This window comes from Clostridium collagenovorans DSM 3089, from assembly GCF_900130005.1.
GTDB lineage: Bacteria > Bacillota > Clostridia > Clostridiales > Clostridiaceae > Clostridium_D > Clostridium_D collagenovorans.
Genome location: NZ_FQXP01000003.1, coordinates 942,673 through 962,435, shown reverse-complemented (window position 1 = coordinate 962,435; position 19,763 = coordinate 942,673). Strand labels below are relative to the sequence as shown.

Sequence of the window (19,763 nt, the reverse complement as noted above, 5' to 3'; positions counted from 1 at the left end):
CCACCATATATTTCATAATAAGTGTTACATTACATAATATGAAGATGGAGAGAGGTTAGGGACATCTTTATTCTACTTGAAAATCCATTTTAGATTTTGCATCAGTTACCCATTTGTCAAAGTTCTTGTTTTCAGTATTTTCTTTTATAACTTTATTAACAACTTCAATTAAAGATGTGTATTCATCACCCATAGGAAATCCTACATAAGTTTGAGAATAAACATTTTCACTATCTAAGTTAAAGTTTTCTTTAGGTAGAACTACAAGGTCAGTGAAGGTAGCTCTTAATGGGTCTGCAGAGGAAGAAGAAACAACAACAGCGTCTATATCACCAGCATTTAAAGACATTGCAAGTACATCAATAGTAGCAAGGAGTTTAACATTTTTAGGTGAAGTTAAACCTTCAGCTAATTCAGCTTGGATTGAGGCTTGTTGTGCACCAATAGTTAAATTGGCTTTTTTTATGTCCTCTAAGGTCTTATATTTTTCAGCAGTTTCTTTTTTCATTAATATTCCTTGGAACCCTTCAGAGTCTTCTCTTAAATACCCATGGGAAAATTGAAGAACTTTAGCTCTTTCTTTAGTATAAGCAAGTCCAGTAATGGCCATATGAGCCTGACCAGATTGAGCATTTAATAATGCACCATTAAAATCAGTTGCTTTAATTTCTAATTTAACTCCAATTTCATCAGCAATTGCTTGAGCAAAGGAAATATCAGAGCCAATAATTTGCTTATTTCCTTTTTCATCAATTATATAAAACTCATTTGGAGCAAAGTCAGGAGAAGTAGCCACAACCAAAGCTCCAGATTTTTTTATCTCTTCTAATGCATCTTTCTTATTTTTAGAAGCTTCATTGCTTTGAGCTTGTCCACATCCGACAAAAGTAATTAAAGTAGTAAGTATTAATAATAAGGTAATTATTTTTTTCATTTTATATTCCTCCAATATAGTTATTTTTTTAGTAGTTTTTATATAAGTTTAATTATTTTTCAGTAGATTTTTTGAATTCATCTTTTACTTTTTTTAGTAAACTATCATTGCATATTAAATCAACAGCAATAGAGGAAAGAGCATAGGCTCCATTAATAAGAGCAGCTTTACCCTGTGATGAAATAGTAGCTTGTGCCATTTCCTTTGAATGACCATTTACAGAAGAGTCAGCAATCTTAATATATCCATGAAGAGAAGGGCACTTATAACTAACGCTACCCATATCCGTAGAACCAGTTGGAGTTTCATCTACATCTTCAATATCCTTTAAACCTAATTCCTCGTATTTTTTCTTTAGGAGTTTTGTAAGTTCATAATTAATCAGCATATCTTCATAGGGACATTCATAAATTAAACTTTTGAAGCTCGTTTCTGTTGCTAGGCAAGCTCCTTCAACACACTTCATGGCTTTTTTACTAAGCTCTTGAACATAGTCCATAGTTTCTCCTCTAAAGTAATACTCAAGAGAAGCATATGCTGGAATTACATTTGCAGCAGAGCCGCCATTCTTAAATATTCCATGAATATGAGTATTTTCTTTTGTAAATTGACGTAATAAGTTAATATTTATATAGCTTAATACAGCTGCATCTAAAGCACTTTTTCCTTCTTGTGGAGTACAGCCATGAGCATTTTTACCGAAAAACTCAAACTTTATAGGATTCAAGGCTTGAGTTTTTCCACCTAAGCTGTTATGGGTAGAAGGATGGAGCATCAATGCAACATCAACTTTATCGAAAACACCAGCTTCAGCCATAGAAACTTTTCCACCAAAGTTTTCTTCAGCAGGGGTTCCTACAATTAAAACTGTGCCTCCTATATCATCTATGACAGATTTCAAAGCAGTTCCTGAAGCTATGCCTATACCTGCAATTAAATTATGACCACAGCCATGACCGATTTCTGGTAAAGCATCATATTCACATAAGAAGGCTATTGTTGGTCCAGTTTTAGGAGAAGAATATTCTCCTATGAAACCTGTTGGAACTATAAATTCTTTTTTCACTTCAAATCCTAGATTACATAGAGCATTACATAGCAGCTCCATAGTTTCAAATTCCTCATTTCCAACTTCAGGATTATCATACATTGATTTAACTAAGGACATATAATAATCAACATTTTTATTTACATTCTTTTTTAAGTTATCATAAATTTGCATAAATACCTCCTAGTACATAACCTTATTTAAAAATGATTTAGTACGCTCTTCTTTAGGGTTATTAAATATTTCCTCTGGAGTACCTTCCTCAAGGATTGTACCCTCATCTATAAATAAGACTCTTGAAGAAATCTCCTTAGCAAATCCCATTTCATGAGTTACTATGACAATTGTCATACCTGCTAAAGCTAAATCCTTAATAACTAAGAGAACTTCTTTTACCATTTCAGGATCTAAAGCTGAAGTTGGTTCATCAAAAAGCATTACATCAGGGTTCATAGCCAAGGCTCTAGCTATGGCAACACGTTGTTTTTGTCCACCAGATAATTTGTTAGGGTAGAAATTAGCCTTATCACATAAACCAACTTTAAGTAATAAATCCTTTGCTAAGGCTGTAGCCTCTGTATTATTTAAACCTTTTACTTTCATTGGAGCTAATTTAATATTTTCAATTACAGTCATATGAGGAAAAAGGTTAAAATGTTGAAAAACCATTCCTATATGTTCTCTAATGTGGTTTATATCAAAAGTTTTATCTTTCACAGTACTTATTAATTGACCTTTAAAGTAAACTTCACCGGAAGTAGGTTCTTCCATTAGATTTAAACATCTCAAGAAGGTAGATTTTCCTGAACCAGAGGGACCTATTATGCTAACAACTTCACCTTTGTGAATATGAGCATTTATTCCCTTTAATATTTCTTGTTTTTCAAAGGACTTCTTTAAATTTTTACTTTGCAACATCTGTATTCAATCTCCTTTCTAATAATCCTAAAGAGGTAGTTAAAATTGTAGTTAAAATTAAGTAGATAACACCAGCAATTATTAGTGGCTCAAAGGTTCTAAGAGTAGCACCTTTAACAATATTGTGGGTATACATAATATCGAATAATCCAACTACTGAAACAATAGAGGATTCTTTAATCATCATAATAAGCTCATTTCCAAGAGCAGGAAGAATTACTTTTATAGCTTGAGGTACAATTATATATCTCATAGTTTGTTTACTGCTTAAACCTAAGGATCTACCAGCTTCACTTTGACCCTTATCAATGGCAGCTAGTCCACTTCTGAAAATTTCACATACATAGGCACCTGAATTAATCGCAAGGGCAGCTACACAGCCTATAAATACCCTTGAGTCCTCCCAACCTGCAATTTTAGGGAGTTGAACTCCTATACCAGGTAATCCATATACAATTAAATATACTTGTAAAAGCATAGGTGTACCTCTTATAACTTGAGTATATATAGTTGCTAAAATATTTAAGGGCTTAATTCCCCAAATATTAAATTGAGATCTTTTTAATAAAGACATTATGAATCCTATTAAAGTACCTAATATAACAGTTGCTAAGGATAAAGCTAGAGTCATTAAGATACCTTCCATAAACATAGGCATGTACTTTGTCATGCTACTAAAGTCCATGTTTATGCTTGTAGCTAAAATAAACATATAATATTCCTCCTAAAAATAATTTTTATTACAACTAAAAAAATAGTGTAGAAATTTCTCTAAGGTTAAAAACTTAAATCTCCGAAGTAGTGTCATCATAAATATCCTCCTAATTCAAAATAAAAAACGCCTCTTAGTATAAAACTAAGAGACGAAAAATTTCCGTGGTACCACTCTAATTGGTATAAAATTAATATTTATACCCTCTCATGCTTGTAAGGTAAGCTAACCGAATACCCTACTATTAGTTCAGGTAGTCCCCTCATAAGTGCGGTTCATTATAAGTATGATGCTAAACTTCCACCAACCATTAGCTCGCTGAAACATATCATTATAACTACTCTCTTAATCACTGGGTTTTTCATATTGTTAAATATTATTATATTATGTTTTTTCATGATGTCAATAGAAAATTAAATAAATATGCAAAATAAATTTATAAATATGCTTAATTTCATAAATATGCTTACTTGGAATAATTAAGAATTTAAATTTAAGATACAAGGTTTATTGCTGAAAAATTTAGATTAAAATAAAAAAAGTAGAAAAACTTAGGTTCTATAAAAGAAAAAGGTATATATATTACTGAGATTTAGAAATGAATAATCAAGAATATAAAATTTGAAATCATAGTACGTGAATAAATATTCACTATAAAATGAATAAAGAAATAATTGACATTGAAGCTACCTTGCTATACAATGTAATCACAATCATGCATAACAAGGTAGTGCCATAAGGGGTGATTATTGATGAAAAAAATAGATAAGTATTGTCTTAAGGGAGAATATTATGATGCCTTTGAAAAAATAGATTATAGGTTACAATTCATGGTGCCAAGATCTTTTAGAAAAGAGGTTGATGCTGATTTGCTTGATTTATTTTATAGGAATCAAAATATGGGAAATAGCTTAAAGGAAGCTATTGGAGTAAGTGTAGATAGTTTTATAAGGGATATTTTAGAGTCTTATTACTCTACTTTGGGAACAAGAAGATTTTTAAATTACTTTTTTCAACAAGCTTTTTTAGGAGCAATGTTGGCTAGCTTTTTTTACATTATGAATTCATGGATACTAGGAAATACTGAGCCTATTTCAGCAGCTACGATATTTAGTGGTATTATAGGATTTGTAATGGGAGCAGTTGCATATTATTTAAGTCATAAATTTCTTTATAGGAAGTCTGTTAATTTAGGACAATTTCTTCAAATGATGATTTTACTTATGCCAATGTATATAATGAATTTCTTTCATGAGGAAATTTATGGAATAACTAAAGGTATTAATATAAGTTACTTTGTAGTAATAGTTTTTTTAATAATAGAAATAGTAGGATATATTGCATTAGTATTTTCATATAAACTAAAGGAAAAGAGTGATAGTTATGTCAGATAGTTCTCAACTATTAAAGGGACTCATGGATGGAGTTATTTTAAAGATAATATCTAGAGAAGAAACTTACGGATATGAAATTTATACAAAGCTACAGCTATTGGGATTTACAGATTTTGCAGAGGGCTCATTATATCCTCTTCTTTTAAGATTAGAAAAGAAGGGACTTATACTAGGAGTGAAAAAGGAATCTAAAATAGGACCTTCTAGAAAGTATTACACTTTGACAGAGAGTGGTATAGAGGAAATGGAATCTTTTAAAACCGCATGGGATAAAATAACAGAAGCTGTTAAGGTATTGTGGGAAGAATAATTATATTAAAAAGGCTGTAGTATTTAAGTTGATTTTTAATAATAACTCATAAAGTTTTACAGGATATTTTAAGAAAATAATATAAAAGAGATAATTTTACAAATTAATATAAAAGAATGTAAAATATATTGGAATACAAGTGATTAAATGGTATAATAACAGAAAATTTTATATAAATTATTTTATAAAATTGAGACAAATTGATTTTATTCAAGGGATATAAGGAGGAAAATTTAATGCTAGAATTATTAAAAACAAGAAGAAGTGTAAGAGCTTATAAAGAGGATAAAGTAGAACAAGAAAAGGTAGAAAAATTAATTAAGTCAGCTTTAATATCACCGACATCAATGAATAAAAAAGAAGTTGAAATTATTGTTGTAGAAGACAAGGAAACAATATTAAAATTAGAACAATGCAAAAAAATGGGCACAATGGGACTATTAACAGCACCTTTAGCAATGGTAGTAATTGGAGATAAAGAAAAAAGTGATGCTTGGATTGAGGACGCAGCAATAACTTCTATAATTCTTCAAATGGAAGCAGAGGATTTAGGGTTAGGATCTTGCTGGATACAAATGAGAGGAAGACAAAGTGAGACTGGGGATTCAGAAGCAGAAATAAGAGAGCTTTTAAATATACCAAGTAACTACGGAGTACTAAGTGTATTAAGTATAGGATATAAAAATGAAGTGAAGGAAGCATACGAAGATCCATGTATTAAGGAAGCAAGAGTTCACTATAATAAATATATATAAAGTATATTTAAAAAGTTAATATAAGGTTATTACATTTATTAAAATGAAGGTTTTTTAGATAATAGTAAATCATATAAGTAATTTTAAGTTCAGATAGAGTTAAATTCTAATCTTAGCTTTTAAATTTAATTTACTAATAAAAACAATAAAATTATTTAAAGAGATTACAAGGAACTTTAAAAGAAAGGTTCTTTGTAATCTATATTTATATGTAGGCGAAATTGTTTACATTAAGGGGGAAGGTTTATGGGTAATAAGGTAATGGAGTTTTATGATAAATATGGAATCAAGGAGTGGTACAGGTTAGAGGAAAGTTCATATAGTAGAATAAATTATTTATTGCACATGGACTTTATAGAAAAGCACTTAAAAGAGGGAATGAGGATTTTAGATGCAGGTTGTGGGGCAGGAAGATATAGTATAGAACTTGCTAAAAGAGGGTGTAAAGTAACTTTATTTGATATTTCTAGTGAACAACTCAGAATTGCTAAAGAGAAGATTCAAGAGGCGGAAATTGAAGAAAACATAGAAGGTTTTATTCAAGGTGATATAAGAGACTTATCACAGTTTAAAGATGAAGAATTTGATATGATTATATGTTATGGTGCTCCATTATCTTATGTAATGGAAAATAGAGAGAAAGCAATTCTTGAATTTAACAGAGTTTTAAATAAGAAAGGTTTATTGGCACTTAGTGTAAACAACAGATGGGGTATAATTAAGATGGTTTTAGGCTCAAGAAATTACGATTTCTTTGAAAGACCAGAGTATTGGAATATAGAAGAGGTTATTAAGACAGGTGATTTAAGAGAGCATGAAATGGTTTCTCAACCACCAAGACATTTCTTTGAAGGAAAGGAACTTGAGTATTTGCTTAAATGTAATGGATTTAAGGAGGTCTTCTTAGGTGGAAGTCCATGCATTAGTTGTGGAAATGCAGAAATAATTAATGACTTTAATACTGACAATAGAGGATTAGAGACCATTTTTAAAATTGAATTAGAAACCTATACTAAGCCAACTATGGTGGATAATGGAGAATTTTTACTTGCTAAAGCTAAAAAGAAATAATAAATAAAATAAATTTCAATGAAACATAGGATTAATTCATAATAAATGCTAAAATATAATAGAAATATTTTAGTATTAAAGTTAATGGAGGAGATTTTATGTTTACTAAGGAAGAACTTTTAGTAATTAAAGATGCATTTAAAATTGCTGATAAAGAATATATGAAGCAAATGGAAGCAAATATGAACAATAAATCTAGCTTAGTAGCTTATAATAGAAAGCAAAAGAAGCTATGGATGGCTCAAAATAAACTAAATAAGATTTTAGATGAGAAATTATATGAAGAGTAATAAAAAAACCATATCTGTTAATTAGATATGGTTTTTCTATTAAACATAGTCTTATAATATAATCTATAAACCGCTTAAGTGAGTTATCAATTTATACACTTCATCTTCAATTTCTTCAATGGTATTATGAATGTAAATTCCATCACCACAAGCAAAGATATTTTTTCTAGAGGTTTCTAGATTATCATTGACTTTAGGTCCTGTTGTAGCAGGGTTTAAACTTATGTTGCTTCTAAAAGATACTAAACCATCACTTAGCAAATCTTGAGCTAAAATAACAGTATCACAGTCTATTTTTAGAGCTTCATTGTCTTTAGTTAAAATTACAGAATTAACTCTATCTTTACCTAAGATGTTTGTAATTTCAAAACCTTCATAGATATTAGAGCATATATTTTTGCTTTCTTTACTAAGACCAGTACCTATAATGGCTTTTATATTTAAATTCTTTTTCTTTAAGTCATCTTTTATGAGTTTTAAATTTTTATCACCATATAAGACAATTTCTTTTCCAGGAATCATATTATCCATAGCTAAGATTTTTTTCGCATTTCTTAAGGTAATAACTCCAGCACATCTATCGCCCACCATAGAAAGAAAGTTTCGGTTTTTTTCCTTGGCACCATTAGCTAGAATTATATTTTTAGCTTTAAGTTCCTCAACTCCTCTTTCAGGACTAACGCAAACTATATTGTTACAATCATTAATGTTTAAAACTAAGGTATTTAAGTAAGTAGATATATTTAATTCATCATATTCATTTAAAAGTTTATCTTTGTATTCCTTTCCACTTAAATTTTCTTTTTCACTAATATTATAGTTAATTAAGTTTAAAGCTCCACCTAAGACTACATCCTTTTCTATTAAAAGAACCTTTTCAAAGTTTGATTTTTTACTGTTAATAGCACATAGCATTCCAGCAGCACCGCCACCAACTATTATTAAATCGTATATCATATTGAATTAAACCTCCTTAAAACCAACAACTGGAGAAGAATCAGCATTTTTATTAACTTCAGAAATATCTATACCTAATTCTCTACTAATTATTTTACTTATAGGTAATAAGCATCCAACACCTTGGCATCCACCCATAGTAGCTCTAGTTCTTCTTTTAACAGCATCAACAGTTTTTGCGCCTAAAGGTCTGTTTATAGAATCTACTATTTCACCTTCTGAAATAAGTTCGCATTTACAAACTATCTTTCCGTAAGCTGGATTTTTAGATATTAATTTGTTTTTTTCATCAAGAGATAACTCGGTAAATCTTAATAATCTCTTTCTATAAGGGTTAAAATCTTCTTTACTTTTTAAAGGTAAAGTTTTAGAAACAAGGTCTTTTACATAAAGAGCAATTGCAGGAGCAGATGCTAATCCAGGAGATTCAATTGCAAGTAAATTAATAAATCCTTTATTGTCTTTAAGTTCTTCTACAATAAAATCTTTTCTTTCTAAATGAGGTCTTAGTCCAGAAAAGGTTGTTAATATTCTATTAGTAGGAATGTTCACAATGCTATTACTAGCCTTTTGTAATAATAGCTCTAAGTTATCCTTAGTATTTTCTAAGCTATATTTATCTTTTATACTGTTAGCAGTTGGACCAACTAAAAGGTTACCGTCAACAGTAGGGGTAACTAAAACACCTTTACTTATTTTATTAGGAACTTGAAAAACCGTTTTGTTAAGCATATTGCCTGCAATTTTATCTAATAAACAATATTCACCTTTTACAGGTATTAAATCGTATTTTTCATTATTAATAAGATTATTTATGTAATCACTATTAAGTCCAGCAGCATTAATTACAACTTTACTTTCTAAGCAATCATTATTTTTCAATTTTAACTTATAGGAATCTATGCACTTTTCAATAGATGTAACTTCAGCGTCAAATATGAAGTCTACTCCATTAAGAGCAGCATTTTCAGCTAAGGCAATAGTTACTTCATAAGGGTTTACTATACCAGAACTTTTAGCATGTAATGCAGCTAAAACCTTAGGATTTATATTTTTTTCTATTTTTAAAACCTCTTCTTTTGAAAGAATTTCTAAGCCTTCAATACCTAAGGATTCACCGTTAGATTTTAAATTATGTAAAGTTTCTAAATCCTCTTCATTGAAGGCTAAGACAAAAGCACCATTTCTTTTGAAGGTAAAATCTAGTTCCTTTGATAAAGAATCATAAAGTCTATTGCCTTCAACATTAAATTTAGCTTTTAAAGTGCCATTTTTTTCATTAAAGCCTGCATGAATAATTCCACTATTAGCTTTAGAAATACCAGTAGCCACATCATTATCCTTTTCAATTAAGCATATATTTAAATTATATTTAGATAGTTCTCTAGCTATAGAGCAACCTATTACGCCAGCACCAATAATAACTACATCTCTCATATAAAATACCTCCACTATTAATTATTTAAAACAAATTTTTGTATTGCTTTAGCAACACCAGAATTAACATTTGTATCAGTAACATATTGTGCTTTAGATTTAACTTCATCTGAAGCATTTCCCATAGCTACACCTATACCTGCATATTGAATCATAGATAAATCATTTTCACTATCACCTATGCACATAACCTCTTCTTTATTTATATTTAAGAATTTACTTAGTTGTTTTACTGCCTCTCCTTTGGAACTTCCTTTTTTCATTACCTCAAAGTTATTATTCCAAGAAGAAACAATTTCTAGGTCAGAACTACAACTTTTTAATTCTTCTTTTGCCTTATTTAATTTACAAAAATCACTTTTTTCAACACAAACTCCTTTTAATATATTTTCATCATGAAAATCATATACAGAATTTATATTATCTAGAGTATGAAAAATTATTTGATCATCTTTTTTCAAGCTTTTATTTAGTACCTTATACATATGATCCTCAGGAACTTCTTTAAAAGATAAAATATTTGAATTAGTGGTTAAATATGAAAATAAATCATATTTTGATGTTATTCTTAAAAAGTCTCTTATATTATCTTGAGATAATGGATTTTCAAATATTGTATCTCCATTTACATCACCTATAAAAGCTCCATTAGAGGCTATAATAGGAGTTTTTAATCCTATTGAATCAGAATATAATTTGGCACAGCCATAAAGCCTACCAGTAGTAATAGCAACATGAACACCTTTGTTAATAGCTTCTTTTATAGCTTTTTTATTTTCTTCGGATACCTTTTGAGTATCTACTAAAAGAGTGCCATCCATATCAATACAAATTAATTTTATAGTCATAAAACTTTCCTTCCTTTATAAAACATTTTTATGGTTTATAACTATTAGTATATCTTACATTTATTATTATATTAGTTCATTACAAATAAGTAAAATTAGAAATATTTCTATAAATAATAAGTAAATAGTTATATATAAAAATAACAATCCTTAATGAAATAAACTTGGAGTTAATTTTAAAACAAATGCTAAAGTAATTCTATCTCTAAAAGCGCAGAGAAGAAAAGTGATTTTATTCTTAAGGTAATTGAAATATCTAAGAAGAAATAAAATAATGTTAAGGAAAACCTTGAGAATGGATTTCCTTAACATTTATTAATTAGATTCTTCAACTTTAACTGAAATTTTCAAGGTGTAATTTTCATAACCTTTAACAGAAAGATCGTCTAGTAACACATCTTCATAAAAGTAACTTTTTACTAGTAGCTTATTTTCTTCTATAAAATTTAAAAGCTTTTTATAAGTTTCATCTATAGTATAAAAACCATCTTCATGGTAAGCAATTAAATAAAGACCTTCTTCTTTTTCAAAGTTTGAGCTAGAGTTTGAAGTATCCTCTAATTCTGTATAGAAGTACTTATAATTTGAGTATAACTCATTTTTAAGATCATCTAAAGTTAGCATTCCACCAATAGAATAGGCACTATAAATGTTATGCTCATCACAGTATTTAATGTGATTAGCTAGGGCAATAGCTATATTTTTATGCGTGGATATTTCAGGTGCTTTTGTTTTAACTAAAAGAGAATTTCTAAGCTTTTCTAGTTTTAAGGAGCTTTTATCTACATTACAAGCAAAGTCTGTTATATCTATTTTTCTTTGAATTAAACTATGTATTTTATTAAGTTCTTTAATTTTATCTTCAATTACTTCCTTCTCTTTCTTTAATAAAGAAATAAGTTCTTCGGGACTACGTTTATCTAAATAATCCTTTATATCTTTCAAGGGCATTTCAAGGTCCTTCAATATGGTAATAACATTAAAAACCTCAATTTGACCAAAGGAATAGTATCTATAGCCATTTTCCCCCTTTATTTCTGGAGAAAAAACACCTATATCATCATAGTGAAATAAGGTTTGTTTTTTTATATCGAAAAGCTTTGCAAATTCACCCGTTGTAAAATAAGTTTTCAAAATTTTGTTCATATTTTCAAATCCTCTCTTGACTATACAGTAACAGTATACTTTATTCTAATTTATGTAGAAAAAATAATCAATGAATAGGAAAAATAATATTATCTATTATATATTGTATTAGGAAAATTATATATATTCTAAGTAACCCTTTGCATTCTATTTAGGCATAACCCTCATTATAGAATACATACACGGACTAATAGAAGTGTAGAATATTAATTAGAAATTATATATTAAAATGCTTTAAAAGAATATAAGGCGTAATTAATGTAAGCTTAACAGTACAATATATTTTAGTTAGGTAATTATTTTAAACTTTTAGAAGAGAGGAAATTATCATGGAAGCAAGTAGTAAGGAAAATATATTAGGAAGGGGAAATATAACAAAATTATTTATTAAGTATTCCATACCAGCAATTATATCAATGGTTATAGCCGGTATGCAGATTATTATAGATGGTTTATCTGTTGGAAACTTTGTAGGTGAAAATGCCTTAGCAAGTGTAAACCTTGCTCAGCCATTTTTCCAATTAACAATAGCTTCTTCAATGATGGTAAGTGTAGGTTCATTAAGTTACATGGGGAGAAGTTTAGGTGAGGGAGATATTAAAAAGACTCAAAATATATTTAAGACCTCAATAATTTTACTTATAATAATAGCAATAATTTTAGGTGTTTCGGGATTCTTTTTTAGTGAAAAAATAGCCTTGCTTTTAGGAGCTAATGATGTTTTAGTTAAGGATACAGCGAACTATATAAAGATGTTATCTATATTTTTATTACCAATGTTTCTAGTATTTCAATTTGGTTTTTCAAATAGATTAGTAGAGAGACCTGATTTATATTTTAAGTCTATGACTTTAGGTCTTATTGCAAATATAATTTTAAATTACTTATTAATTAAGGTAATGGGATTAGGCACCATGGGTGCTGGAATTGCAACAGGATTATCTAATAGTGTAGGTGTGCTTTATGTTATTTGGCCACAAATGAACAGAAAAAATGTGTTAAATATATTTGTGGGAAAATACGATAAAAGCACTGTAGTACCAATAGTATATAATGGTGCTTCAGAGGGAATGACATCTATTGCAGCAGCTATTACAGCTTATGTTTTCAACATGGCATTTATGAAAGTAGCAGGGGCCTCAGGAGTAGCGGCATTTACAGCTATAAATTATATTGCTTTATTTGCCTCTTATGTAATGTTTGGAGTTGGAGATGGAATAGGTCCAATTATTAGTTATAACTATGGTGCTAGAAAGCATGAAAGAGTAAAAAGTGTACTTAAATTATCTTATATAGTTTGTACTATAATAGGAATAATTTTATTTCTTATTTTCTTTATTTTTGGTAAGGATTTAGTTTCATTGTTTGGAAGTAGTAGTGAAGAGGTTGTGCAGCTTGCAGTAGTTGGTTCTAAACTTTTTGCAATTAGCTTTTTAATGATTGGATTTAACATAGTAAATTCAGCATACTTTACATCCATAGGGTTTGCAAAGGAATCAGTTATTATAGCCTTATCAAGAGGACTTATTTTTATATTAATAGGAGTAGCTATATTACCTAAACTGTATGGTAGTGATGGAATCTGGCTATCTGTTCCATTTGCAGAGGTAGTTACCTTTGGAATATGTCTTTATTTATTAAAAAGTAGAGAGGAAATAATATTAACAAGATAAAATACAAAATGGACTTGGTGCAATAAGATAGTTATCTTAAGGTACCGGTCCTTTTTATTTATACAAAAATAAAATATTTTGGAAAATAAAGTGTATAAAGTTTGATATTATTTTAATAGTATTTAAAATAATGTAATTTTTTGTACATAAATCTTTACAATAAAGATAAACATAGGTATAGTTTAATAAAACACATCTTGAAGTAGGGTATAAGAAAATTGGTATATAGATAAACATAAGTAAAAGGAGGATGAGAGATGAGTAACGTAGATATAGAAAAAAGTTTTTTAGACATTGAGCAAAAATTAAATGATGAGTTATTAGGACAAAGAAATTTGGTTCATAATTTATGCTTTTATTTCAAAAAGCAGTTTTTAAAAGATGAAAGAGGAATTTTAGTTCTTGTAGGTGAAAGAGGGACTTTTAAGAAGGCAAGTGTAAGGTTACTTTTTGAAGAGTTTAAAAGTAAGAAAATATTAAAAGGTGGAGAGGTAGACGAGATAAACCTTGCATCATATGATTTCAATTTAGGATATAATGCTTTTTTAACTGATTTATATGAAAAACTAAATAGTGATTCACCTTGTATAATATTTAAAAATGCAGAAAAGGCTAATGATGAGATCCTAAAGGTATTATCGGAGTTATATCCGAATACTTGTTTAAAATTAAATCATGACTATGTTATTAAAAATAAGTTTTTAGTTGAAGCAGACAATGGTGATGAAAATAAAATAGATAAATTTATTTGCCATGATAAATTTTTCATTTATATATACAATGATGAAAAGGGAGAGCTTGGAGAAAAATTCCAAGAGAAGTTTAAAAGTAATAAATTTGAGTTTTTATACTCAAGATCACTAGATAATAAGGAAAGAAATATTTTAGTAAGAAGAGAATTAATAAAGGGTATTGAAGAAATACAAGAAAAGTTAAGTGTAGATATTCAATTAGGAGTAAATGAAGATAATGACAATGAAGATGATTTTGGTATTTGTACATTTCTTCAAGAAAACTATATTAAGGATGGGAGCTTTGGTATAAGCGAGTATCTTTCTTACAAGATATATAAACCAATAACTAATTTAATAATTGAAGAGAGATTATGTAAAGAAGGACAGTTTTTATTATACGTAAAAAATAACGAAATTTATTGTAGGTGTGATGAAAGTGTATTTAAGTTAGATGATTACCTTACTCCAACTCTTGAGGAAGCAAAATATAAATTAGACTCAATAATAGGAATGAAGGACTTAAAAGATTTTATTATAAATGTAGAAAATAATTATAAGGTTCAAAAGATAAGAAAGAGATTAGGTTTGAAAACCTCTAAAATATCTATGAACATGATTTTTGAGGGAAATGCTGGTACAGGCAAAACTAATGCAGCAAGAGTTACCTTTGAATATTTAAATGCCTTAGGTATTTTATCAAAGGGAGTATTTAGAGAGGTAAGTAAAGCTGACTTTGTTACTGAAAACATAAATGATACAGCTAAAAGAACCATTGATATAATAAACTCCGCTATAGGAGGGATTTTATTCATAGATGAGGCATATTCTTTATGTGAAAGTGAAGAAGATAAAGTAGGAAAAGAAATAGTAGACGCTTTATTAAAGGGAATTGAAGATAACAGAGAAAACTTAATAGTTATATTAGCAGGATATAAGGAAGATATGGATAGATTCTTATCCTTTAACCCTGGACTTAAATCAAGATTTTCTAATAGAATAGAATTTAAGGATTATAACCCTGTAGAAATGTATGAAATAGCTGAAAATATAGCAAAATCAAAGGGATATAAAATAGCTAAGAATGTAAAATCAGGTTTAATAGATTTGTTTACTAGAAATCAATTAATCGGTAAAAATGATTTAGGAAATGCTAGATTTGTTAGAAACATAATAGAAAATGCTATTTTAGATGCATCTAAAAAGTACTTAACTAATAGTAAAAGACAAATTGATTTGCTAGAAAGAGATAACTTTAACTTTAAAATTAATGCAAAGTTTGACTTAGAGGAAAAATTAGAAGAAATTATAGGTTTGGAAGAAGTTAAAAATCTCTTAAGAAGTCAATATAAATTAATTGTAGCTCAAGAAAAGAGAAAATCAGTTGGAGTAAGCACTAAGATAGAACAAAATTTAAATATGGTTTTTGCAGGAAATCCAGGTACAGGGAAAACAAGTATAGCAAGATTAGTTGCTGAAATGCTAAATAGCATGGGATTATTAAAGATTGGTCAGTTAGTAGAAACTGATAGATCCAGCTTTGTATCAGAAGTTCCAGGTGAAACTTCAAAGAAAACTGAAGCTAAATTTAAGGAAGCTATAGGTGGTATATTATTTATAGACGAAGCTTATACCCTTGCTAATGATTCCTTAGGAAGAGAGGCTATCGAAACTTTATTAAAACTAATAGAGGATTACTCTAAGGAAGTAATAGTTATTTTAGCTGGATATGAAGAGGAAATGGAAGAATTCTTTGATGTTAATATAGGCTTAAGATCAAGATTCCCACTATGGACTAATTTTGAGGATTATAATCCTAATGAACTTTCAGAAATGGCTATAAGATTAATTGAAGCTAAGGGATTTAAAATTTCTAAGAATGCATATGTTGCATTGAAAAAAAGTTTTGTTCAGATATATGAAAGCTCAGATTCACAATCAGGTAACGGTAGAATGGTTAGAAATTATGTAGAAAGCATAATTAGAAATCAAAGTATTAGAATAGCTGAAAATGATACAAGTGTCTATGAAATGAATTTAATTAATGCCAAGGACATAGAAAAAATTAATGTTTCTGAATATGATCAAGAATTTGATTTAGAAGAAAAGTTAAGTAGCTTAGTGGTTAATGAAAATATAAAGAATTTTTTAAGAAATCAATATAAGCTTATTAAAGTTAAAGATAAACGAAGAAAACTTGGTATGAGAAGTGATATAAATAAATATATGAACATGGTTTTCACTGGTGAAGTTGGAACAGGTAAAAAAACTGTGTTAAATATATTATCTGAAATGTATTATAGCATGGGAATAGTTAAGGCCAAACATATAGTTGAAATTGATAAGCACGAACTTATTTCTATGATGAGTAAAGGAATAAAGTTAGAGGATATATTTAATAAGCATTTAGGAAAGATTCTCTTTATAGATAAAGCTGACTTATTACTTAACCAAGAGGAATGTAAAGAATTAACTTCAGAGCTAATTAAATTTATGGATAAAAACAATAATAAAATAATTATAGTTTTATCAGGAAATCAAGATAAGATGAAGGAACTCGTTGCATATAATCAATCTTTAAATTATAGATTTCCAATATGGTTAGATTTTGAAGGTTATGAGGAGAAGGAGTTATTTAACATAGCTTTAAGTATTTTAGATAAAAAAGGCTACACCTTAAGTGATAAAGGTGAAGAAGCTTTAAATGAAGTTATACACGAATTAAGTAATAATAAAAAATTATTACTTAAAAACGGCTTAATGATAAAGCAATACTTGGATATTTTAATAAGAGCGCAAAGTATAAGAGTTGCTGATGAAAAATCAAATGCAAAAGAATTAAGCACAGTTGAAAATACAGATATTTATGCTAGTAAAGAAGAGTTTTTATATAAAAACTCTTTCCATAGAAGAAATATAGAAGCGCAAGAGAGTGTATGTGAAAATGAAGAGAGAAAAAACTACAATTCTTCTATAGTAAGTGAATTAATTAAACTAAAAAATTTATTGGATTTAAATATTATAACAAAAGAAGAATTTTCTAAATTAAAAAATAAATTAATATAAAATATCAATCTATTTTAAATGAAAATTAGCTATTAAGTGAAAGCTTAGCTTTGCAATATATAAGGTGTAAGAGAAAAAGTATATATTGTAAAACAATCTTTTGCTTAGTAGCTTTTTTTATATTAAAAGTTAAAAAATTTAGTTTATAGAGTAACTTAAATTTAAAAAATATAGACTTAAGCTCTAATTTCTCACTGTCTAAACTTAACTTAGCGAGATTAAAGATTATTTAATAATATACACATTATTTTAAATGAGAGAATAAAATAGAATAAAGTAATTAAATTTATAAATTTAGGTTAATACTAATTCAGAATAATTTTAAAATTGAAATTATTTCAATTGGTATTGAAGGAATTATAAAAACTTAGTATTATAAAAATATACAATAGTAAATATCAATTAATAATAAATACTTAATGGAAAGACATTAAAAAGAGGAGACTACTATGATAAAAATTGACTTAGGCAAAATTAATGATGATGCAAATAGATGTCTTTTATGTAAAAAGCCTAGATGCAAAAATAACTGTCCTATAAGTACGGAAATTCCTACAGTTATTAACCTTTATAAAGAAAATAAGATTGAAGAAGCTGGAGAGCTTTTGTTTAAAAATAATCCTCTTTCAGTAATATGTTCTTTAGTTTGTCCACATGAAAAGCAATGCTCTGGTAATTGCATAAGAGGGATAAAAGGGGAGCCTATAAATTTCGGAGATATAGAACACTATATATCTATGAAATACCTACAAAATACAGAATTAAAGCAATTAGATAAAAAGAATCATAGAGTAGCTATTGTTGGTTCAGGACCAGCGGGTATAGCTATAGCATTTATACTAGCACAAAGAGGATATAAAATAACTATATTCGAAAAGAATGATAAATTAGGTGGAGTTTTAAGATACGGAATACCAGGATTTAGATTGCCAAAGGATATTTTAGATTTAATTGAAGAAAAGCTTTTAAGTTTAAATGTTAAAATAAGATATAACACTCTAGTTGGTCCTGTTTTAACAATAGATAAAATATTAGAGGATGGATATGATGCAATATTTATTGGAACAGGAGTATGGAATCCAAAACCTTTACACATAAAGGGAGAAACTTTAGGCAATGCAAATTATGCTATTAACTATCTTAAGTCTCCAGAATCTTTCCATCTTGGGAAAAAAGTTATAGTAATTGGAGCAGGAAATGTTGCTATGGATGCTGCTAGGGTTGCTAAAAGAAATGGTTCAGAAGTATTTGTATATTATAGAAAAGATTTTGATCATATGACTGCGACAAAGCTTGAGATACAAGAAGCTAAAGAAGATGGAATAAAGTTTGAGCTTTTTAAATCACCAGTAGAAATTTTAGATGAGGGTGTTAAGTTTGAAGATGTTGAAAAAGTTGTTGCTGATGATGGAACTGTAAGCTTTAAAGTAATTGAGGGGTCAGAAAAGGTCATAGAGTGTGATGATGTTATTATAGCAGTTAGTCAAAACCCTAAAAATAATATAGTAGCTAATACAACTAAGCTAGAAACTAATAAGCAAGGGCTTTTGCTTGTAGATGAAAATGGGAATACAACTAGAGAGGGAGTTTTTGCATCAGGGGATGTAGTAACAGGTGCTAAAACTGTGGTGGAAGCTGTGGCACATGCTAAAATAGTTGCAGATGCCATAGATAATTATTGTGAAGAAAAGAAATAGAGAGGAAGTATAACTTTTTAGATTATTATATAAGTAATTTTCTATAGTTAAACTTGGAGTTATTTAATAGGAAAAATGAAATATAAATATACTAAAGAGTATTTTTAGAATATATATGAAGGATCTTATATAAAAATAAGAATAAAATATATTGACAAATAATAATTATTAGTTAATAATATAAGTATAGACCTCTTGATACATATGAAAAGCAGAGTATAAGAAAACGCTATGATAAATTATACTTCAAGGTTTGGAGGAATTTTATGAAAGCATATATTAATAAAAATATTTGCATTGCTTGTGGTATGTGCAAAGGTGCATGTGAGGATGTATTTTCAATAGAAAATGGAGTAGCAGTAGCTATAAAAGAAGAAATACCATTAAAGTTAGAGTTTTATGTTAAGCTAGCTTATGAATATTGTCCAGTACATGCAATAAGTTTAGAGAATTTTTAAGACAACAAATTTTTAAATTTAAGTTGTAAACTTTAATTATTAAGGAGAGATTATTATGTCAAAGGTTTGTTTATGTAAAGGAATAACAGAAGAAGAAATAATAAAGGCTATAAAAGAAGGAGCAACTTCTTACGAGCAAGTACAAGAAACAACTTCCGCAGGTAAAGGTTGCTGTCGTGGTGCAAGATGTAAAGGAAAAATTAATACTTTAATAGAAGAAAATAAATAATAAAATATTAAAAAGGGGTTGTAACACCAAGAGTAAGTTTCATAATATTATATATTTAGAAATATATAATATTGAACATGAATTTATTA

At 28.3% G+C, this 19,763-nt stretch carries 18 protein-coding genes and 1 other annotated feature; of the genes, 10 read left to right on the top strand and 8 right to left on the bottom strand.

What is annotated here, in order from left to right; translation table 11 throughout:
• Positions 1 to 67 precede the first annotated feature (67 nt).
• From BUA48_RS04480 to BUA48_RS04465, 4 genes are read right to left on the bottom strand one after another with little or no spacing between them, the layout of a single operon-like run.
• Positions 68 to 934 carry a transporter substrate-binding domain-containing protein gene (locus BUA48_RS04480; protein ID WP_072830485.1) on the bottom strand — a complete coding sequence of 289 codons (867 nt, stop codon included), beginning with the start codon at positions 932 to 934 and terminating at the stop codon, positions 68 to 70.
• Positions 935 to 986: 52 nt separating this feature from the next.
• Positions 987 to 2,156 (bottom strand): M20 family metallopeptidase, encoded by a 1,170-nt coding sequence (locus tag BUA48_RS04475; RefSeq protein ID WP_072830483.1) that lies wholly within the window; start codon positions 2,154 to 2,156, stop codon positions 987 to 989.
• 9 nt (positions 2,157 to 2,165) lie between these two features.
• Entirely contained in the window at positions 2,166 to 2,900 is a 735-nt protein-coding gene (locus BUA48_RS04470) for an amino acid ABC transporter ATP-binding protein (RefSeq protein ID WP_072830481.1), read from the bottom strand.
• The gene (locus BUA48_RS04465) at positions 2,887 to 3,612 is read right to left on the bottom strand and encodes an amino acid ABC transporter permease (protein WP_242944291.1); all 726 of its coding nucleotides are present in this window, start codon (positions 3,610 to 3,612) and stop codon (positions 2,887 to 2,889) included. Before BUA48_RS04465 ends, BUA48_RS04470 begins: the two co-directional genes overlap by 14 nt.
• Before the next feature lie 144 nt (positions 3,613 to 3,756).
• Positions 3,757 to 3,974 (bottom strand) — a binding site (T-box leader).
• 390 nt (positions 3,975 to 4,364) lie between these two features.
• On the opposite strand from BUA48_RS04465, the gene BUA48_RS04460 reads away from it, so the two are divergent.
• From BUA48_RS04460 to BUA48_RS04440, 5 genes are all read left to right on the top strand, one after another.
• On the top strand, positions 4,365 to 5,006 hold the full coding sequence (locus tag BUA48_RS04460) for a hypothetical protein (RefSeq protein WP_072830479.1): 642 nt from the start codon (positions 4,365 to 4,367) through the stop codon (positions 5,004 to 5,006).
• Positions 4,996 to 5,316, top strand: coding sequence for a PadR family transcriptional regulator (locus BUA48_RS04455; protein ID WP_072830477.1), 321 nt, complete (start codon positions 4,996 to 4,998; stop codon positions 5,314 to 5,316). The genes BUA48_RS04460 and BUA48_RS04455 overlap by 11 nt, the downstream gene beginning before the upstream one ends.
• A 236-nt stretch (positions 5,317 to 5,552) precedes the next feature.
• The gene (locus BUA48_RS04450) at positions 5,553 to 6,071 is read left to right on the top strand and encodes a nitroreductase family protein (protein ID WP_072830475.1); all 519 of its coding nucleotides are present in this window, start codon (positions 5,553 to 5,555) and stop codon (positions 6,069 to 6,071) included.
• Positions 6,072 to 6,317: 246 nt separating this feature from the next.
• The gene (locus tag BUA48_RS04445; protein WP_072830473.1) at positions 6,318 to 7,142 is read left to right on the top strand and encodes a class I SAM-dependent methyltransferase; all 825 of its coding nucleotides are present in this window, start codon (positions 6,318 to 6,320) and stop codon (positions 7,140 to 7,142) included.
• Between the two features lie 98 nt (positions 7,143 to 7,240).
• On the top strand, positions 7,241 to 7,432 hold the full coding sequence (locus BUA48_RS04440; RefSeq protein WP_072830471.1) for a hypothetical protein: 192 nt from the start codon (positions 7,241 to 7,243) through the stop codon (positions 7,430 to 7,432).
• A gap of 63 nt (positions 7,433 to 7,495) precedes the next feature.
• Here BUA48_RS04440 and BUA48_RS04435 read toward each other — a convergent pair whose 3' ends face one another.
• The 4 genes from BUA48_RS04435 to BUA48_RS04420 form a co-directional block, all read right to left on the bottom strand.
• Positions 7,496 to 8,389 (bottom strand): FAD-dependent oxidoreductase, encoded by an 894-nt coding sequence (locus BUA48_RS04435; RefSeq protein WP_072830469.1) that lies wholly within the window; start codon positions 8,387 to 8,389, stop codon positions 7,496 to 7,498.
• A 6-nt stretch (positions 8,390 to 8,395) separates the two neighbouring features.
• Positions 8,396 to 9,826, bottom strand: coding sequence for an NAD(P)/FAD-dependent oxidoreductase (locus BUA48_RS04430; RefSeq protein WP_072830467.1), 1,431 nt, complete (start codon positions 9,824 to 9,826; stop codon positions 8,396 to 8,398).
• Between the two features lie 17 nt (positions 9,827 to 9,843).
• Positions 9,844 to 10,674, bottom strand: coding sequence for a Cof-type HAD-IIB family hydrolase (locus BUA48_RS04425; RefSeq protein ID WP_072830465.1), 831 nt, complete (start codon positions 10,672 to 10,674; stop codon positions 9,844 to 9,846).
• Positions 10,675 to 10,989: 315 nt separating this feature from the next.
• Entirely contained in the window at positions 10,990 to 11,820 is an 831-nt protein-coding gene (locus BUA48_RS04420; protein WP_072830463.1) for a MerR family transcriptional regulator, read from the bottom strand.
• 329 nt (positions 11,821 to 12,149) lie between these two features.
• On the opposite strand from BUA48_RS04420, the gene BUA48_RS04415 reads away from it, so the two are divergent.
• The 5 genes from BUA48_RS04415 (at position 12,150) to BUA48_RS04395 (ending at position 19,674) form a co-directional block, all read left to right on the top strand.
• Positions 12,150 to 13,493: an MATE family efflux transporter gene (locus BUA48_RS04415; RefSeq protein ID WP_072830461.1), complete on the top strand. Its 1,344-nt coding sequence runs from the start codon at positions 12,150 to 12,152 to the stop codon at positions 13,491 to 13,493.
• Positions 13,494 to 13,750: 257 nt separating this feature from the next.
• Entirely contained in the window at positions 13,751 to 17,290 is a 3,540-nt protein-coding gene (locus BUA48_RS04410; RefSeq protein WP_072830459.1) for an AAA family ATPase, read from the top strand.
• 449 nt (positions 17,291 to 17,739) lie between these two features.
• Positions 17,740 to 18,987: an NAD(P)-dependent oxidoreductase gene (locus BUA48_RS04405; RefSeq protein WP_072830457.1), complete on the top strand. Its 1,248-nt coding sequence runs from the start codon at positions 17,740 to 17,742 to the stop codon at positions 18,985 to 18,987.
• Between the two features lie 266 nt (positions 18,988 to 19,253).
• Entirely contained in the window at positions 19,254 to 19,445 is a 192-nt protein-coding gene (locus BUA48_RS04400; protein WP_072830455.1) for a ferredoxin, read from the top strand.
• Between the two features lie 55 nt (positions 19,446 to 19,500).
• Positions 19,501 to 19,674 carry a (2Fe-2S)-binding protein gene (locus tag BUA48_RS04395; RefSeq protein WP_072830453.1) on the top strand — a complete coding sequence of 58 codons (174 nt, stop codon included), beginning with the start codon at positions 19,501 to 19,503 and terminating at the stop codon, positions 19,672 to 19,674.
• Positions 19,675 to 19,763 lie beyond the last annotated feature (89 nt).

Excerpts from the sequence above, each read along its gene's own strand:
- BUA48_RS04455 (WP_072830477.1), top strand. The coding sequence starts at position 4,996 with ATGTCAGATAGTTCTCAACTATTAAAGGGACTCATGGATGGAGTTATT.
- BUA48_RS04415 (WP_072830461.1), top strand. The coding sequence starts at position 12,150 with ATGGAAGCAAGTAGTAAGGAAAATATATTAGGAAGGGGAAATATAACA.
- BUA48_RS04395 (WP_072830453.1), top strand. The coding sequence starts at position 19,501 with ATGTCAAAGGTTTGTTTATGTAAAGGAATAACAGAAGAAGAAATAATA.
- BUA48_RS04410 (WP_072830459.1), top strand. The coding sequence starts at position 13,751 with ATGAGTAACGTAGATATAGAAAAAAGTTTTTTAGACATTGAGCAAAAA.
- BUA48_RS04400 (WP_072830455.1), top strand. The coding sequence starts at position 19,254 with ATGAAAGCATATATTAATAAAAATATTTGCATTGCTTGTGGTATGTGC.
- BUA48_RS04480 (WP_072830485.1), bottom strand. The coding sequence starts at position 934 with ATGAAAAAAATAATTACCTTATTATTAATACTTACTACTTTAATTACT.
- BUA48_RS04420 (WP_072830463.1), bottom strand. The coding sequence starts at position 11,820 with ATGAACAAAATTTTGAAAACTTATTTTACAACGGGTGAATTTGCAAAG.
- BUA48_RS04430 (WP_072830467.1), bottom strand. The coding sequence starts at position 9,826 with ATGAGAGATGTAGTTATTATTGGTGCTGGCGTAATAGGTTGCTCTATA.
- BUA48_RS04465 (WP_242944291.1), bottom strand. The coding sequence starts at position 3,612 with ATGTTTATTTTAGCTACAAGCATAAACATGGACTTTAGTAGCATGACA.
- BUA48_RS04475 (WP_072830483.1), bottom strand. The coding sequence starts at position 2,156 with ATGCAAATTTATGATAACTTAAAAAAGAATGTAAATAAAAATGTTGAT.
- BUA48_RS04450 (WP_072830475.1), top strand. The coding sequence starts at position 5,553 with ATGCTAGAATTATTAAAAACAAGAAGAAGTGTAAGAGCTTATAAAGAG.
- BUA48_RS04440 (WP_072830471.1), top strand. The coding sequence starts at position 7,241 with ATGTTTACTAAGGAAGAACTTTTAGTAATTAAAGATGCATTTAAAATT.
- BUA48_RS04460 (WP_072830479.1), top strand. The coding sequence starts at position 4,365 with ATGAAAAAAATAGATAAGTATTGTCTTAAGGGAGAATATTATGATGCC.
- BUA48_RS04425 (WP_072830465.1), bottom strand. The coding sequence starts at position 10,674 with ATGACTATAAAATTAATTTGTATTGATATGGATGGCACTCTTTTAGTA.
- BUA48_RS04470 (WP_072830481.1), bottom strand. The coding sequence starts at position 2,900 with ATGTTGCAAAGTAAAAATTTAAAGAAGTCCTTTGAAAAACAAGAAATA.
- BUA48_RS04435 (WP_072830469.1), bottom strand. The coding sequence starts at position 8,389 with ATGATATACGATTTAATAATAGTTGGTGGCGGTGCTGCTGGAATGCTA.
- BUA48_RS04405 (WP_072830457.1), top strand. The coding sequence starts at position 17,740 with ATGATAAAAATTGACTTAGGCAAAATTAATGATGATGCAAATAGATGT.
- BUA48_RS04445 (WP_072830473.1), top strand. The coding sequence starts at position 6,318 with ATGGGTAATAAGGTAATGGAGTTTTATGATAAATATGGAATCAAGGAG.